Raw genomic sequence first — 17,616 nt, 5'->3', positions numbered from 1 at the left:
CAAGATGAAACCTTGGACTATTTACGGGATATCAAAAAGGATTACGGAAAGTTTTAAAAAAACAGAACAGCCCGTTGAAAGGATAAGCATTTTCAAAAAATCTCTGCATGTGTTTCCTATCGATGTTTCTAACGATAACTCTTTAAACTTTGAGATATCAGCTTTGGCTTCTCCGCAGTACAATATTCATAGATTTGGTATATTTTTCACTGATTCCCCGAGACATGCTGATATCTTGCTGGTATTGGGTAAGGTTTCCGAAAAGATGATTGAGCCTTTAAAAGAGACGGTTAATCAGATGCCAGAGCCTTTTGGTGTGGTGATAATAGAAGATGAAGATGATGTTGGGATAAGCGCTAAGGATTTGGGTCTGAAAAATGTTGTGGGGTATTTCAACAAAAAGCTTGATGCTGAGAATATACTTTCAGTTTTATTGAACATAATGGAGGGATAATATGTTGAGTTTAGCCATAGGACTGTTTTTGATAGGAGCATTTTTGGGATTTTTCAATAGAAAATTAAGCTATTTTGTTGCATTTTTGGCTTCTTTGCTCTCTTTTGTTATAGGGTTTAATGCTGAGTTTAATGGGATTGTTTATAAGAAGATTTTTCCTGTTATTTTTTCTATATCTTCTGGGCTTTTTGTTGATAAGTTGGGCGGCTTGTTTTTGATGATAGCTTCTGTGTCTTGGATAGCAGTGTCTGTTTTCTCAATGGATTTTGGAGAGAACTATAGAAAGAGAATGGCAATTTTTGTAAATCTTGCTATGTTGGGAATGCTACTTATCTTGGCTGCTTTCGACGGTGTTATGTTTTTGATTGGGTGGGAGATTATGACAATAGCGTCTTATCTTCTTGTGGTTGAACACGATGGTGCCTATAAAGAAGCGTTTCAATTTCTTGCTTTTAGCGAGATATCAACCATGTCTTTAATTTTGGCTTTTGTTTTTCTATATAGCTCAATTAATTCGTTAAGGATAGTTGAAGTTCATTCTCAAAGTGTTTTGTTCTTGGTTTTTGCGTCTTTGGCTTTTATCATAAAAATGGGTATAGTTCCATTTCACACTTGGTTGAAGGAGGCTCATTCAAAGGCTCCGTCAAATGTTTCTGCGTTGTTGAGTGCACCTGTAACACTTATGGGGGTTTATGGATTGACAAGGGTTATATATATAACAGGCTATACCCACAGCTGGGGGATTCTGGCTATAATCTTTGGAAGTGTGTCGGCATTTTGGGGTGCTATGGAGGCGGCTGCGGCAAAAGGTTTAAAGGTTTTGCCGGCATACTCAACAGTTGAAAACAATGGTATGATTTTGGCTGCATTGGGTTTGTCTGCTCTTGCTTATTCTTTTTCCAAGGAGTCAACTCTGTATGAATTTGCTTTTATGACAGCTATAATTCTATCAATCACTCACACAATTGCAAAAACGCTTTTGTTTTTGTCTATAGGTGAAGCGAAGGAGAAATTGCACGAGGAGAGCATAGATAATGTAAGGGGTATTCATAAAAGTGTAGGAAAGATTCCAGCTTTTGGTGTTGTTATTTCTGGTTTGTCTTTCAGTGCTTTTCCAACTCTTTTGGGTTATGTGGCCGAGTGGATGCTGCTTGAGTCTATTTTTCAATCCTATCAGTTTCAAAGTATTCTGGATAGGGTTGTAAGTTCTACGGGCGGTGTATTTTTGTCTTTAGCTATGGGTTTTGCTTCTTTTTCTATGATAAAACTTATAGGTTATTCTGCTTTAGGTTATCATCATGAGAAAAAGGCAAAACCTATGCCATCTTTATTTATGCATTTATCTGAGATTTTTCTTATGGGTTTGATTATTGGTATAAGTTTTTTTGCCACTATTGTATTTGTTAAACTGGGTTATGCTAAATTTGTTATAGGTGCTTTAGGTGTTCCAAATGGGTGGCTTATAGCCAGCGCAAAGCCTGTGTTTGGTGTTATTTCTCCAGCGTTTTTTGTCTTGGTTGTTTTGACTTTGTTTTTTGTTCCATTTGTAATTTATTTAAACAAAAGAAAGAGAACAAAGAAGGTTGTATCTTGGAATGGTGGACTCGCTCTAAATGATGATGAGTATTTTACTGCTAATGCCTTCTCGTTTATAGTTGAGTATATCCTTAGATTTGTGTATAGAACAAAAGAAGTCAGAAGAGACAAAGAGGCTTTTGTTGTTATATCGGATGTTTTTGAGTCTGTTTATGCTTTTTTGGTTAAGGTTGTCGAGATTACAAGCTACAATATAAGTAAATTCATAATGAACGGAAAAATATACTTTTATCTGCTTTATATACTTGTAATTTTTGTGGGGATTTTTGTTTTGTTTGGAAGAGTTTGAATATTTTGTAGATTGTGTTAAAATATCAAGCTAAATTTAGAGACAGGTGTTAATAAATATGTGTAAAGTTGGCATTTATCTCGTTTGTGATTATCCGAATAGGGATGAGTTTTTAAAGGCTGTTGAGCTGTGCAATAGTAAGGGTGTTGGTTTTTTGGAGATTGGCATACCGTTTTCTGACCCAACAGCAGATGGTGATGTGATAGAAAAGGCATCGCAGAAAGTGTTGGAAAGAGAAAATTTAAACGATTTTTTTGAGAGCCTAAAAAAGGTTAGAGAGATATTTAAAAAGAAGTTATACATAATGACTTATGCCAATATTGTTTTTAATGGCGGCATAGAAGAGTTTGCAAAGAAGTTTGATTTTGTTGATGGAATTATACTTGCAGATGTTCCTTTTGTTGAGTCAGGCAGATTTAAAAAGGTTTTTAAGAGATACAATACTGGTTTTGTTCATTTTGCAACACCAGAGAGCGATTTTGAAACGATCGAGAGAATAAAGAAAGAAGCAAACGATTTTATCTATTTCGTCTCCGTCAGGGGAACAACGGGCTCTAAATTTAAACTTGGCGATGATGCGATAAAGAGACTTGAGTTTTTAAAAGATTCAAAACAGGATGTAATAATAGGATTCGGAATAAGGGATAAAAAAGATATAAGCGAAGCCTGCAGATATGCCGACGGTGTTGTTATAGGAACAGCGGCTGTTGAGTCTATCGGAAAAGGCGAATTTGGAAGATTTTTAGATTCTATTATGTGATGAATATGTCGTCTGGCAGATGAAGTGAGTACTTTTCTACTTCCTTTAATGATGCGGCAGACATCTTGACAAGGTCGGCTTTTGATATCTGTTTGAGAGCCGATTTTAGTGAATGGACGGTTGGCTCTGATAGAACGGCAAAGCTATCGTTTGCTATCTCTTTTAGGCATCCTACATCAGTTGTTGTAATTGGCAGGCCTATGCTCATAAACTCAAACAGAACTCGTGGTATAACTTCACTTGAGACGCTTGATATTACACCTATGTCAAATGCACTCATTAAATCGATTATATCTTTTCTTCTCTCTGTAATAAGGATTACATCGTTGTTTATGTTTAGCTCTTTTGCCAGTTTTATCAGGTTCTCTTTTTTTACACCTTTTTCTTCTCCGACGATTACAAGTTTTGAGTTTTCTATGTTAGCTTTTGCAAAACTCTCTATCAGTAAGTCAAAGCCTTTAACCCTATCCAGCCTGCCCACTGCTCCAAAAACTAAACTGTTGTTCAGATTGAGTTCTTTTCTGATTCTTTTTCTTCCATTTTGAGAGAATTTAAATTTCTCTCTGTCTATGAAGCTTTTTAGGACTTCAATATTTTTTACCCTTTTCTTTGAGACAAACCCTTTTAAATAATTACAAGGCAGTATAACCTTATCAACGCACTCGGGCGGGCTTCTAAATTCCTTTTCAATTCCAAATATGCGTATGAGCTTAAAATTTAAGGATTTTTTTAATAGACAGGAGAAAAATGTCGCATCACCACGAATGGTTATGACCGTATCAGGTTTGATGTTTTTTAGTTGTCTTGAAAGCGAGATAAAACCTGCAAAACTTCTTAAAGGGTTTTTACTTCTTAACGGCTTTATGTGGATAGAGTTTTTTTGATTTTTTTTGTCAACATAACTGTCTTTTAGACAGATTATATATACTTCGTTTGAATTTTCTGTTAATTCGGCAATTTGAAGGGCATAGTTTGTTAATGCACTATCCCATATCTCATCGAGTATGAACGCTATTCTCATTTTCTTGTTTTTTTCTCAAGCTCTCCGGATATTCCGAATCTTCTTTGAAGCTCTTTTCTTATAGCATCGGGTGGTATGCCTTTTTCCGCTAATGCAACAAGCAGATGGAAAATCAAATCGGCAGACTCATAGATGATTTCGCTTTCGGAAGAGTTTTTTAAGGCTATTATCACTTCTGCTGATTCTTCACCAATCTTTTTTGCTATTTTATCTATGCCTGATTTAAATAGCTTTGCCGTATATGAGTTTTCAGGGAGTTCCTGCTTTCTTTTTAAAAGTAAATGGTAAACTTTATCAAAGATATCGTCGCTATCTTCGGGTTTGTATATCACGCCGTCAAAATCTTCTATGACAGGCTCTATCTCTCTGATTTCTCCGCGGTAAAACTCTCTATAAAAACAGCTTCTGTGGTTTGTGTGGCATGCTGCTCCCTTCTGTTCGACTTTGTAAAGCAGGGTATCTTCATCGCAATCAAACAGAATTTGCTTTATCTTTTGGGTGTGTCCGCTTGTTTCACCTTTCATCCATAGCTTTTGTCTGCTTCTTGAGTAGTAATGAGCATATCCGGTGTCGAGTGTTTTTTGGATTGACTCTCTGTTTGAGTATGCAAGCATTAAAACCTGGTTATTATAAAAATCGACCGTTATGGTTGGAATTAAACCATCTGAGTTAAACTTAAGTAAATCTGCAAGCTCCATCTCATCTCCTTCTAAAGATAAAGGTTTTTTGCATAATTTTGGTAAGGTGTCAATCCAAATCGAGAATCCTTATCATGTTGGTCATGCCTTTTTTACCAACTATACTGCCCATTGTTATGATAACTCTATCGCCCTTGTCAAACCCATCGGTTGATTTTAGTTTATGCTTTAACTCTTCTATAAACTCATCTGGTTTTTTTACATCTATGTTGAAAAATGGCTTTACTCCCCAGATGAGATTTAGCCTTCTTAAAGTTTTTTTATGCTGACTTGCCGCATAGATTTCGACTTTCGGTCTATATTTTGCGATGCTTTTTGCTGTTTGTCCGCTTGCTGTGAAGCTTATAATGGCTTTTGGTTGAACACCCTTACACAAATCCGACACACTTGCTGCAATGGCATCTTCGTCGCCTATCTCGTATTTTTTATGATACATATACATCTCTTCAATATTCTCTATCGTGCGCTTGAGTATCTCAACGGCTTTGAACGGGTATCTTCCGACGGTTGTCTCATCACTCAACATGACAGCATCTGCTCCATCTAATACCGCATTTGCCACATCACTTACTTCTGCCCTTGTTGGAAATGGTGAGTTTACCATGCTTAGAAGCATCTGGGTTGCAACAATTACAGGTTTTGCATGTGCATTTGCCTTTTTTATCAATCTTTTTTGTATGGCAGGCACACGCTCAACGCCTATCTCTATGCCTAAATCTCCCCTTGCAACCATTAGCCCATCTGCTTCGTTCAATATCTCTCCAATATTTTCAACACCCAATTTTGTCTCGATTTTTGCTATAATCCACGCATCGCTGTTGTTCTCGTTTAGTATTTTTCGGGCTTCTTTTATATCTTTGGCAGAGTTTACAAACGATACTGCAACTATATCAACACCATTTTCTGCACCAAATTTAAGGTCTCTTTTGTCTTTTTCTGTGATTGCCGATAGGGAATGCTTTGTTGATGGTAAATTTACACCCTTTTTTGAAGATAAAACGCCTTCGTTTAAAACTTCAAGCTCTGCTGAGTCTTTTGACTTTTTTACGACAATAGCCCTTATGCTGCCATCGGCAAAATATACTTCTTCGTCCTTTTTTAGTTCATCAATTAGCTGCGGGTGTGAAAGTGTCAATTCGTTTCTCTTTGATGGGTTGTTCTTTGTTAAGACTATTTTATCGCCTTTTTTCAGTTCGAGTATTCCGTCTATCTCTCCTATTCTTATCTTTGGCCCACTTATGTCTTGCAGTATTGCAACATCCCTTTTTAGCTCTCTTGAAACTTCCCTTATTGTCTCTATACTCTTTTTGTGTGTTTCGTGGTTTGCATGAGAAAAGTTTAACCTGAATACATCAACGCCCATCTTTATAAGTTTTTCCATAGCTTCTTTGCTTGCCGTTGATGGGCCTAAAGTTATAACTATCTTAACTTTTCTTTCCATTGTATATAACTCCTTTAACCTTTTAAAAATCATACCACAGATACATTAATCTTTCAAACTAATAGACATACAAAAACTTGATTAAATATTTTTAAAGTTTATAATTTTTAAAAGAGAAACGGGAGTTGGGCTTGTGTTATGTTAGCCAAGCGTATTATACCGTGTCTTGATGTGAACAGGGGCAGGGTTGTTAAGGGTATCAATTTTGTTAACTTGATTGATGCTGGTGATCCTGTTCAGCAAGCAAAGGTATACGATGAGCAGGGTGCTGATGAGCTTGTCTTTTTGGATATAACAGCCACTTATGAAGAGAGAAAAACGATTATCGATGTTGTTGAAAAGACCGCAGCAGAAGTGTTTATGCCTTTGGCTGTTGGTGGTGGAATAAGGAGTATTGAAGATATAAGGGCTCTGCTCAAAGCTGGTGCCGATAAGGTTTCAATAAACTCGGCAGCCGTTAAAAATCCAGACCTTGTAAATGAAGCAAGCAAAATTTTTGGAAGTCAATGCATTGTTGTTGCTATAGACGCAAAGAGAACAGAAAAAGGTTTTGAAGTTTTTATTAAAGGCGGTAGAGAGCCAACAGGACTAAATGCTATCGAGTGGGCAAAAGAAGTCCAAGAAAGAGGTGCAGGTGAGATTCTTCTTACAAGCATAGATGCAGACGGAACGAAAGATGGTTATGATATAGAACTTACCAAGATAATATCCGAGTCTGTTGATATTCCTGTTATAGCAAGCGGCGGTGCAGGAGAGTTAAAACATTTTGAAAATGTGTTTAAGCAGACGCAGGCTGAAGCTGCTTTGGCTGCAAGCGTGTTTCACTTTGGCACATATACAATTGGCGAAGTTAAGCAGTATTTAAAAGAGAAGGGTGTAAATGTCAGAATATAGATTTGCCCTGCTTGTTTTAAGTGATTCAAGGTCAAAAGACCCTTCAAAGGATAAGGTAAGACCAGTTTTTGAAGAGATAATAAAAAAGATAGAAGGCAGGCTTGTTTTATACGATGTTATTCCAGATGAATTTGAGCTTATAAAAGAGAAGTTGATAGAGTTTAGCGAAAGTGATGTTGATGTAATTATAACAAGTGGCGGAACAGGTCTATACCCAAGGGATGTAACACCTGATGCAACAAAGGAAGTTCTTGATTTTGAAATTCCTGGAATAGTAAATGCTATTCTCTTTGAAACTTTGAAGAAAACAAAAAGGGCTATGTTGACAAGAATGGTTGCAGGTGCAAGGAATAGAAAGTTGATTATAAATTTACCCGGTTCGCCAAAAGCTGTGAAAGAGGATTTAGAGTTTATTATAGATGTAATTCCACACGCAGTGGATAAGTTAAAGGGAGACCCAACACCGTGTGGTTCGTAAAAATAGGAGGTTTTAAATGGAAGTAAGCAGAAAGAATTATGAGAAGGTCATTAAAGAGCTAAAGAAGGATTTGCAGAAGGTTGGGTTTGATAAGGGAGTTGTTGATGTGTTTGTTGATGCTTCACTCAAATATTCAAAGATAGAGAGTTTCTCAGAGAAGTTTGAGTTTTCAAAGCTTAAAGAGATAATGAAAGAGAGCGTTGAGTTTATTCTAAAGAGAGACAAGGAGCTCAAAGTCGAGATAAAGGATGTGTCTGTCGGCGATAAGACATTAACGCAGATAAGGCTTTTGACGGATAACAATCCGTTTATAGTTGATAGTATTACATCGATAATAAATAATCTCAATGAGTTTTACATAGAGTTTAGTATCCAACCCATATTTGTTGTTGAAAGAGACGAAAACGGCAATCTTACAAAGATAGAGTCTCCACAGGAAAGCGGACATAAGGAGCTTTACCTTTACTTCTTGCTTGATGCCATAAGCGACATCCAGAAAGAGAAGCTTGAAAAAGACATAGTGAATTCAGTTAAAGAGAGTAAGTTAGCCGTTGAAGATTTCCCTGAGATGCAAAGAAGAGTCAAAGATATAGCAAGAAAACTGAACGACCCGATTTATTTGAAGAAGATTAGCGAGAAGGAGACAGAAGATATAAAAGAGTTCTTGATGTGGCTGCTTGATGAGAACTTCATTTTCTTAGGTATGAGAAGTTATATTCTTGAGCATACAGCTGATGATATCTTGATTCAGTTAGAAGAAGATAGTTGTCTTGGTATATTAAAGAATACAGAAAGGTCTCTGTTTAAGAATAAAATTTCTATAAAAGAGTTGCCCGAGAGTGCACTTGAGACGGTTAAATCTGGCGATGTAATGATAATTGATAAAACGAACTCAAAGAGTAATGTTTATGATACACGCCGAATGGATTACATAGCAATATCGGAGTTTGATAAAGATTTAAAGGTTGTAAGAAGACATATAATATTGGGTCTGTTCACGCCAAAGGCGTTAAAAGAGCAGGCTTCAAATATACCTTTCTTAAAGAGCAAGCTTGATAGGATTCTCTTTGAAGAGAATGTGGTTGAAGACTCCTTTGAGTATAAGCATATGATAGACATCTTCAACACGCTTCCAAAGGATGATTTATTTATTACAAGCACGGAGAATTTAAAGATTTTACTTGAAGAACTTTTGACATGTGAAACAGAAGAGAGAATAAAAATACTGACAAGGCAGGCAAACCTTGTTCACGGTGTTTATCTGATTGCTGTTTTGCCTGTTAAGTTTTACTCTCAGAAGAATATAGAGAAGTTTACCCACTATTTGAGCGAAACGCTCGATACAGACGATATAGAGTATAAAATAATCACGCAGAGTCCAAGAATTATCAGGGTTCATTACTATCTGATTTTTAGCAGATACAAGAAACCGAAGATAGATATAGGAGAGATAGAAAAGAATCTCAAGGAGATAGTCTCAAGTTGGAAGGATAACTTTAGAAGTGCCCTTGTTGATAAGTTTGGAACGGGCAAAGCATCGTATTTTACAAACAAGTATTTGAATAGTTTTGATGATGAGTATATTTCAAAGACAACGCCTGAACAGGCGATATTCGATGTTGAACACTTTGAGAAACTTTTAAACGAAGAGAAGCTGCAAGCCGATATATACACTCAGGGTGAAAATGTATTCTTCAACATATACTCTCTGTCTAAATTGGCGCTGTATGAGATTTTACCAAAGCTGAACAATATGGGTTTGAATGTTTTGTATGAAGATTTCGCATCTATCTCTGTTGAGAAGAAAAATATATTTATTCAAAGGTTTTCTATAGATGCTGGCGGTTTTGCTTCTAACGATGCAGAGAAACTATTTGATACGATAAAGGAGAACTTTGAAGCTATATGGAACAAGATTATTGAAGATGACGAGCTGAACAAACTAACGACGAAAGCAGTCATGAATTACAAATATATAGATGTTTTAAGGACGCTTGCAAACTATCTGATGCAGATAAACTTCCAAATCAAGAAGGCTTCGATAATAGCTGTTTTAAACAAGTATCCGCATCTTGCAAAAAGATTAATAGACTACTTTGAAGATAAGTTCTCGCCAGAGAAGGCAAAACCGGAAGAAGTTGCCAGAATTCACGAAAGCGTTAGGGACGAGCTTGAAAAGATAAACGACATACACGAATACAGGATTATGCATTCGCTTTTGAATATCATAGAGAGCACCGTAAGAACAAACTTCTATAAGAAGAACAAAAAATATCATTATATCTCTTTGAAAATAGATTCATCCAAGATTCATACTATGCCATCGCCAAGACCTATGTTTGAAGTCTATGTTCATGCTGCGTTTATGGAAGGTTGCCATTTGCGTGGTGGCAAGGTCGCAAGGGGCGGTATCAGATGGAGTGATAGAAAGGATGACTTTAGGCTTGAGATTTTAGGATTGATGAAGACCCAGATGGTTAAGAATGCCGTTATTGTCCCTGTAGGTTCAAAGGGTGGATTTATTGTTAAAGAAACAGCTAAAAACAGAGACGAATGGATTGAATTAGGTAAAAAAGCATACAGAACTTTGATGCGCGGTATGCTTGATGTTACAGACAATATAGACGACAATAACAATGAAGTGAGACCAAAAGATGTTGTCTGTTATGATGATTTTGACCCGTATCTTGTTGTTGCAGCAGATAAAGGAACTGCGACATTCTCTGATATTGCAAACGAGATAAGCGAGAAAGAGTATAACTTCTGGCTTAAGGATGCATTTGCAAGTGGCGGAAAACATGGATACGACCACAAGGAGATAGGAATAACAGCTCGTGGTGCATGGCAGTGCGTTGAAAGGCATTTCAGGGAATTAGGTAAGAATGTATTTAAAGATACATTTACCGTTGTTGGTATCGGTGATATGAGCGGTGATGTCTTCGGAAACGGTATGCTTTATACCGATAAAATTATACTCAAAGCTGCATTCAATCATATAGAGATATTTATAGACCCAAATCCTGACCCTGAAGTTTCGTTTAAAGAGAGAAAAAGGTTGTTTGAGAATGGTTTAACTTGGAAGTATTACGATAAAAAACTGCTCTCAAAAGGTGGTTTTGTCGCAGACAGGAACTCCAAATCGATAAAGTTGTCAAAAGAAGCAAAGGAATTCTTGCAAACAGATAAAGATGAACTAAGTGGCGAAGAATTAATAAAACTGATTTTACAGGCTGATGTTGACCTTCTTTGGAATGGCGGAATTGGAACATATGTAAAAGCCACGGATGAGACAAATGAAGAAGTTGGAGATAGGTTGAACGATGCCGTTAGAATAAATGCAAGTCAACTTAGAGCCAAAATTGTAGGTGAAGGTGGCAATCTTGGTTTAACACAGAAGGCAAGGATAGAGTATGCTCTAAACGGCGGAAGACTAAACACCGATGCTTTGGATAACTCTGCCGGTGTTGATATGTCAGACCATGAAGTCAACCTAAAGATTCTTCTAAGTCAACTGATGAAGGATGGTGTTTTAAAGGATTTAGAAGCAAGAAACAAGATGCTTAAGGATTTAACAGAAGAAGTAACACAGAGAGTTCTAACCCACAACTATATGCAGAGCTTTGCCGTAAGTTTGGATGAGATAAGGTCGAAATATGAGCCAGATATATTCTTTGAGCTTAACAATTTTCTTGCTCAGAAGGGAGTTTTGCACAGGGAGGATTATCCGTTTCCTGATAGAAAAGAACTTTCAGCAAGAGCTTCAAAGGGTATAGGTTATACAAGACCGGAACTTTCCGTTATGCTTGCATTGAATAAAATGTTCGTGTACGATGAATTGCTTAACAGTAAGGTATTTAGCGACGACACTATAGAACAATATGCCGTTATGTATTTCCCGCCAACTATTAGAGAAAAGTATGCAGATTACATAGCAAAGCATAGATTGAGAAATGAGATAGCCTTTACATTTATGGTTAACTTGATAATAAACAACAACGGTGCAAGCAGCCTTTTAAAGATTCACATGATGACAGGTCAAAACTTCCCGCAAATAATGAAGTCAATGATTTTCTCATACGATGTTCTCGATGTGTTTAACTTGAGAAACAGACTCTTTGAGTATGAGAACAAGATACCACAGCAGAAGATTTATGAAATTTCTCTCGGTATGTTTGATGCTATAAACAAGTTTACGATTAATGAGATTTATATGTTCAGGGATAGTGTTTCACTTGATATCAAAAAAGAAGAAGAAGTTAAGAAGTGGCTTAATGACTATTACAACTGCTGCGTTGTAAATGGCATGTATAAGGATGGCTATCTTGAAAAGGTTGAGTTGTTAAAGGAAGTTATAGATGAAGATTTGGCAAAAGAGATAGCAAAGCTTTATTTCATTGACCCATTCATACCCGCTTACCACATAGCGAAACTGCTCGGAAAGGATATAAAATCGACGACAGAAGCTATAGAGACTGTTAACAAGTACTTTGGATTTAAAGATATACTTGAATACATCAACTCCATACATATCTCCAACGAGTGGGATAGAATGGCTCAGTTCTCAATGATAAGAAACTATACTCTCTCTTCTATAACGATGGTTATAAGATTGCTTAAAGAGTTCGGCGGTGACATAGATAAGTTGATATCAAAGAAAAAGTCAGAATACGACGAGTATATAGCTGATTTGAATACAATCATGGGTATTAAATCTATAAACCTGCATCCGGCTATGCTGCTTTATGATAAACTGCAGAAGCTAACAAGGTAAGGTTAGGTAAAAAGAAAAGCCCGCCAAATGGCGGGCTTTTTTAGTTTTTAAAAAGGGTTTTTACTCTGTAAATGTGATTTCGTTGAAGGATTTGCCTGCGAAATCTTTTGCGAGTCTCATCTTGCCGCCAGCGAGTATTATCTTTCTCTCTCTTTCTGTTAGGTGATACTCAAGTGGAATGTCAATGCCTTTTGTCTCGTTGTGGAGAACAACTTCGCCAGTGCCGTCGATAAGAGCTTTTCTTATGCCGCTTATCTTTATCTTATCACCCTTATCAATCTTGTCGTAGTCTTCAGCATTCTTGAATGTTAATGGAATGATACCGAAGTTAATCAGGTTGGCTCTGTGGATTCTTTCGATAGCCTTAGCTATAACTGCTTTTACGCCAAGATACATTGGGCACAATGCTGCATGCTCTCTTGATGAACCCTGACCATAGTTGTCGCCACCTACGATTACATTGTAAAGACCCTTCTTCTTGTTCTCCAAGCATCTGCTTGCAAACTCTGGGTCTCTCTTTACGAATACATACTGAGCATACTTTGGAACATTGGACCTATATTTGAGAAGATCACCAGCTGGCATAATGTCGTCTGTTGTTATCTTATCACCAAACTTACCGGCAACTTCTGCTTCTAAATCCTTTGGCATAGGTTCACCAGATGGTGGGTCAACAATGTTTGGACCTTTGTAGAGCTGGATTGTTTTTGCTTCTTCTGGTGGAGCAGGTGGTAAGAGCATACTGTCGTCGATAGTGAATTTTTCAGGTATGTCTATATTTGGATATTTTATGCCGAATTTTGTCTCAAGGTCTCTTGGGTCTGTGATTACGCCTGTCAAAGCGCAAGCTGCTGCAGTCTCTGGGCTTACAAGATAAATTTTAGCTGTAACTGTTCCACTTCTTCCATAGAAGTTTCTGTTGTTTGTTCTGATTGAGATTGCATTGTTTCTTGGAGCCTGACCAGCACCTATACAGAAACCGCACGCAGACTCAAGAATTCTGAATCCTGCTGCTATGATGTGAGAGAGTTCGCCTTCATCAGCAAGCATTCTTAAAACCTGCTTAGAGCCTGGTGCATAACCGCAGCTTACATTTGGATTGACTGTTCTGCCCTTTACTATCTCTGCAACAGTTTTACCATCTTTGTATGAAGAGTTGGTGCAGCTTCCAATCATAACCTGATCAACTGGTGTGCCTTCAATCTCTCTTACTGTTACAACATTGTCTGGGTTGTGTGGCTGAGCTATCATTGGCTCAAGCTCACTCAGATTTATCTCTATAATTCTGTCGTAATTTGCATCTGGATCTGCTTCCAAAGGAATCCACTGGTCTCCTCTGCCTTGGGCTTCTAAGAATCTTTTTGTCTGTTCGTCAGATGGGAATACACTTGTTGTAACACCAAGCTCTGCTCCCATGTTGGTGATTGTTCCTCTTTCTGGAACTGTTAAGGTTTTTACACCTTCGCCAAAGTATTCAACAATCCAACCAACATTGCCTTTTGTTGAAAGAATCTGAAGCAGTTTCAAGATGACATCCTTAGCCGTTACCCAAGGTCTCAATTTGCCTGTTAGTTTTACACCCAAAATTTTTGGTCTTGGCAAATAGAATGGCATTCCTGCCATTGCGCTTGCAACATCCAAACCACCAGCGCCGATGGCTATCATACCTATACCGCCACCCGTTGGTGTGTGGGAGTCAGAACCAAGCAGTGTTGCACCAGGTCTTCCAATTCTTTCGATGTGAACCTGGTGGCAGATACCGTTTCCTGCTTTGGACAGATACAGACCGTATTTTTTGGCGAATGTCTGCAGGTATGTGTGGTCATCTGCATCTTCAAAGCCCATCTGAATGGTTTTGTGGTCGATGTAGCTTACGGAGATTTCCGTTTTTACCCTGTCAACGCCCATCTGTTCGAACTGCAAGTCTGCCATTGTTCCTGTGGCGTCCTGTGTCAATGTCTGGTCAATCTTAATACCAATCTCATCACCCGAGAAGAGATCGCCATCTACCAGGTGCTCCTTCAAGATTTTTTGTGCAACGGTTAAACCCATATCTAAACCTCCTTCCTTAGATTTTATTTGCTTTTTTGCAGGGAAGTTTATATCATTTTTAACGGTGAAAAGCAAAGATTTTTAGGGGGTATTATGGAATCCAAAGTAAAAGTTTTAGTTGTTGATGATTCTTTAATCTCAAGAAAATATCTTACAAGAATATTAGAAGAATCTGGAAAAATTCAGGTAATAGATACTGCCAAAGATGGACAGGAAGCCATAGAGAAGATAAAGGCGTTGAAACCTGATGTTGTTACACTCGATATAGAGATGCCAAAACTCAACGGGCTTGAAGCATTGAAAATAATAATGAAAGAGTGTCCTGTGCCCGTTGTAATGGTTTCAAGTTTAACTACAGATGGAGCAAAAGAGACACTTGAAGCTTTAAGAATAGGCGCAATTGATTATATCTCTAAAAACGATGTTTTGTCGTTTAAGAGTGTTGCAAAAGAAGCAAGGCAGCTTTTGATTGAGAAGATTCTTTCTGCCAAAGATTCAAGAATAAAGGGAAGACCTATATTAAGGAGAACTATTCAGATAGAAAAAAAGGAAGAAGAAGCACCTGCTCCAACAAGAAGAAAAAAACTTGAGAAGTTAAATATAAAGGTTGTTGCAATAGCTGCATCAACAGGCGGACCTGTAGCTTTGGAGAAGGTATTTACAGATTTGCCACTGCTTGGTGTGCCTGTGATGATTGTTCAGCACATGCCAAAGACATTTACTGGCGTTTTTGCCAACTCTTTGAGTAAAGTTTCAAAAATAAAGGTTAAAGAAGCTGAAGATGGTGAAGAGCTAAAACCCAATCAAGGGTATCTTGCACCCGGCGGCATGCAGATGACGGCTAAAAAGAGTGGTTCTCGTTATGTTGTGGGTGTAAGCAGTGAGCCTAAAACTATCTATACACCCAATGCTGATGTTATGTTTAAGTCTGTTGCAGAGACATTTGGCGATAAAGCCTTGTGCGTAATAATGACCGGAATGGGTGATGATGGTTTTAAAGGGCTGCAGGAAGTTAAAAAAGCCGGCGGAACGATAATTGCTCAGGATAAGGATAGCTGCGTTGTTTGGGGAATGCCCAGAAAACCAACCCAGATGGGTCTTGCAGATTTTGTTGTGCCGCTTGATGAGATAGCTTCAACCATCTCAAAGCTGGTTCTTGGTAGGTAAAGATGCCAGAGATTCTATCTCAGGAAGAGATAGATGCGCTGCTTAATAGCCTTGATAAAGAAGAGCTTGTAGAAGAAGAGCCCGAAGAAGTCGTTGAAGAGATATTAGAACCCAAAAAGGTATCTCTTTACGACTTCAAGCGTCCTGATAAGGTTTCAAAAGAACAGATAAGGGCAATAAAGAACCTTCACGATAAATTTTCACGCAACTTCTCGAGTCGTCTTTCTGCTTTTTTGAGATCCATCGTTGAGATAGAAGTTGTCAGTGTTGACCAGATGACATATGCAGAGTTTGTTTTATCTTTGTCGAACAATGTCAGTTTTAATGTTATAAGCCTTGCGCCTTTGGATGGAAATGGCGTTTTCTCTTTGGAGCCTGACATAGGTTTTGCCCTTGTTGATAGATTACTTGGTGGAACGGGTGAAGCTGTTAATCTAAATAGGCCCTTTACCGATATAGAGCAGAGTATTCTGCTTGATGTGGTAAAACAGGCGATGGGTGAGATGAAGTCGGCGTGGGAGCCGATAATGGATATAAGCTTTGAAGTTGTAGGGCAGGAGTCCAGCCCAAATGTTGTCCAGATTGTTGCTCCATCTGAAATTGTTGTTTTGGTTGTATTTGAAGTTAAGCTTGGTGAGTCAAGCGGAATCATAAACTGGTGTCTGCCTGTTATTGTGCTTGAGCCTGTCTTGAATAAAATAGGCACGCATGATATACTTGCCCGTTCAAAGAAGGCGACAGAAGACAGAACGGAAGATATAGCAAGGGCGCTCGAGACGGTTATGGTGTATCTTGATTTTAGGCTTGGTTCAAAGATTATGAAAATGAAGGATTTTTTGGAACTTAAAGAAGGTGATTTGCTCGTTTTAAGCACAAAGGTTGAAGATGACTTGCCTGTTTACATGAACGGCGTTGAAAAGTTTAGAGTGAAGCTTGGTAAAAAGGGTGTTAATAAAGCCGTTAAGATAAAAGAGATTTTAACCTTGGATTAAGGAGTTTGTATGGCTGCCGAAGAACTCTCTCAGGATGAGATTGATAGCCTTTTAAATGCCGAAGAGACAGAAGATAATAATGATAAAGAAGAATCATCAAGCAGTGATAACCAGATAGACAAGGATACAAAGAGATTTTTTGACCTTTTAAATAGCTCCATAGAAGAAGTTTTAAAGACAGCCTTCTCTTTGGAAGTTGTCTCTAAATTTACGGACTTAAACATTGTTAGCAAGGACGATGTCTCTTTTGAAAACAAGGTTTTTGTTTCTGTTTCTGTAAGCAAAGACGATAAAGAGAACCCGCTTTTTATACTGATTGATAAAAGATTTGCTTCTATCTTGTCAGACCTTATGCTTATGGGCCCCGGTGAGGCTAAGGATGAGCTTGAAAGCGATGATTTAGACGCTATAAAAGAGCTTTTCTCTCAGGTTTTTGGCCACTTTTCAACCGCCGTAAAGGAGAATATAGCGACTCCTTTGAGCTTTGAAGTAAAAGAAGTAAAGCTCGAACCTTCAGAGCTTGAAAATAATCTTTATAAAGCTGTTTATGATGTTGCACTTCCAAATATAGAAGATGGTGCTTTTGAGATATACTCGCCAAAGGCTATAGATGAACTGTTTGCCGTTGAGCAGCTTGAGATTGAAACACCAGAAGAAGAGATACCGTTTAGAGATGTTGAAGAGCCGACTTTTGAGCAGAAAGCAGCACCTTCGACTCAAGTAAGCACAACCGAAGCGCCGAAGAATCTTGACCTGATAATGGACATAGACCTTGAAGTGAAGATAAGAATTGGCGAGAAGTATATGCTGATAAAGGATATTTTGGATTTGAAAGATGGCTCGATAATAGAACTTGAGAAGAATATAGAAGAGCCGATGGATATTCTTGTCAACGGCAAGGTTGTTGCCAAAGGCGTTGTGGTTGTTGTTGGTGGAAGGTTTGGTGTTAAAATAACGCATATCGAGACAAAAGAAGAGAGAATAAAGTCGTTGGGTGGATAAA

13 protein-coding genes are annotated in these 17,616 nt (G+C 37.9%); 9 read left to right on the top strand and 4 right to left on the bottom strand.

All coding sequences use genetic code 11. From position 1 onward, the window contains the following. Positions 1-4: 4 nt before the first annotated feature. The 3 genes from G415_RS0106965 to trpA are packed head-to-tail and all read left to right on the top strand — an operon-like array spanning position 5 to position 3,099. Positions 5-454 carry an NADH ubiquinone oxidoreductase gene (locus G415_RS0106965; RefSeq protein WP_022670947.1) on the top strand — a complete coding sequence of 150 codons (450 nt, stop codon included), beginning with the start codon at positions 5-7 and terminating at the stop codon, positions 452-454. Position 455: 1 nt separating this feature from the next. Further along, on the top strand, positions 456-2,339 hold the full coding sequence (locus G415_RS0106960) for a proton-conducting transporter transmembrane domain-containing protein (RefSeq protein ID WP_022670946.1): 1,884 nt from the start codon (positions 456-458) through the stop codon (positions 2,337-2,339). A 58-nt stretch (positions 2,340-2,397) separates the two neighbouring features. Continuing rightward, the gene (gene trpA, locus G415_RS0106955; RefSeq protein WP_022670944.1) at positions 2,398-3,099 is read left to right on the top strand and encodes a tryptophan synthase subunit alpha; all 702 of its coding nucleotides are present in this window, start codon (positions 2,398-2,400) and stop codon (positions 3,097-3,099) included. Here trpA and G415_RS0106950 read toward each other — a convergent pair. The 3 genes from G415_RS0106950 to pyk are packed head-to-tail and all read right to left on the bottom strand — an operon-like array spanning position 3,092 to position 6,259. Then, positions 3,092-4,120 (bottom strand): glycosyltransferase, encoded by a 1,029-nt coding sequence (locus G415_RS0106950; RefSeq protein WP_022670943.1) that lies wholly within the window; start codon positions 4,118-4,120, stop codon positions 3,092-3,094. The genes trpA and G415_RS0106950 overlap by 8 nt on opposite strands. After that, the gene (hisIE, locus tag G415_RS10130; protein ID WP_022670942.1) at positions 4,117-4,818 is read right to left on the bottom strand and encodes a bifunctional phosphoribosyl-AMP cyclohydrolase/phosphoribosyl-ATP diphosphatase HisIE; all 702 of its coding nucleotides are present in this window, start codon (positions 4,816-4,818) and stop codon (positions 4,117-4,119) included. The genes G415_RS0106950 and hisIE overlap by 4 nt, the downstream gene beginning before the upstream one ends. 49 nt (positions 4,819-4,867) lie before the next feature. Further along, positions 4,868-6,259 carry a pyruvate kinase gene (gene pyk, locus G415_RS0106940; RefSeq protein ID WP_022670941.1) on the bottom strand — a complete coding sequence of 464 codons (1,392 nt, stop codon included), beginning with the start codon at positions 6,257-6,259 and terminating at the stop codon, positions 4,868-4,870. 138 nt (positions 6,260-6,397) lie between these two features. On the opposite strand from pyk, the gene hisF reads away from it, so the two are divergent. Genes hisF through G415_RS0106925 form a run of 3 tightly spaced genes read left to right on the top strand, consistent with a single transcriptional unit; the run spans position 6,398 to position 12,402 of the window. Further along, the gene (gene hisF, locus G415_RS0106935; RefSeq protein WP_022670940.1) at positions 6,398-7,153 is read left to right on the top strand and encodes an imidazole glycerol phosphate synthase subunit HisF; all 756 of its coding nucleotides are present in this window, start codon (positions 6,398-6,400) and stop codon (positions 7,151-7,153) included. Next, positions 7,140-7,631: a MogA/MoaB family molybdenum cofactor biosynthesis protein gene (locus tag G415_RS0106930; protein ID WP_022670939.1), complete on the top strand. Its 492-nt coding sequence runs from the start codon at positions 7,140-7,142 to the stop codon at positions 7,629-7,631. Before hisF ends, G415_RS0106930 begins: the two co-directional genes overlap by 14 nt. A 16-nt stretch (positions 7,632-7,647) precedes the next feature. Continuing rightward, entirely contained in the window at positions 7,648-12,402 is a 4,755-nt protein-coding gene (locus tag G415_RS0106925) for an NAD-glutamate dehydrogenase domain-containing protein (protein WP_022670937.1), read from the top strand. A gap of 60 nt (positions 12,403-12,462) precedes the next feature. Here G415_RS0106925 and G415_RS0106920 read toward each other — a convergent pair whose 3' ends face one another. Continuing rightward, positions 12,463-14,454 (bottom strand): aconitate hydratase, encoded by a 1,992-nt coding sequence (locus G415_RS0106920; protein WP_022670936.1) that lies wholly within the window; start codon positions 14,452-14,454, stop codon positions 12,463-12,465. 93 nt (positions 14,455-14,547) lie between these two features. Between G415_RS0106920 and G415_RS0106915 the strand changes: the two genes are divergently transcribed. Genes G415_RS0106915 through fliN form a run of 3 tightly spaced genes read left to right on the top strand, consistent with a single transcriptional unit; the run spans position 14,548 to position 17,615 of the window. Next, positions 14,548-15,621 carry a protein-glutamate methylesterase/protein-glutamine glutaminase gene (locus tag G415_RS0106915; protein ID WP_022670935.1) on the top strand — a complete coding sequence of 358 codons (1,074 nt, stop codon included), beginning with the start codon at positions 14,548-14,550 and terminating at the stop codon, positions 15,619-15,621. A 2-nt stretch (positions 15,622-15,623) separates the two neighbouring features. Beyond that, positions 15,624-16,613 (top strand): flagellar motor switch protein FliM, encoded by a 990-nt coding sequence (gene fliM / locus G415_RS10125; protein ID WP_022670933.1) that lies wholly within the window; start codon positions 15,624-15,626, stop codon positions 16,611-16,613. Between the two features lie 9 nt (positions 16,614-16,622). Next, on the top strand, positions 16,623-17,615 hold the full coding sequence (gene fliN / locus G415_RS0106905; RefSeq protein WP_022670932.1) for a flagellar motor switch protein FliN: 993 nt from the start codon (positions 16,623-16,625) through the stop codon (positions 17,613-17,615). Position 17,616: the final 1 nt, after the last annotated feature.

The sequence above is a fragment of the Hippea alviniae EP5-r genome (assembly GCF_000420385.1).
In the GTDB taxonomy this organism is placed as follows: domain Bacteria; phylum Campylobacterota_A; class Desulfurellia; order Desulfurellales; family Hippeaceae; genus Hippea; species Hippea alviniae.
The sequence above is the reverse complement of the archived record's forward strand: the minus strand, read 5'-3'. Positions and strand labels throughout refer to the sequence as shown.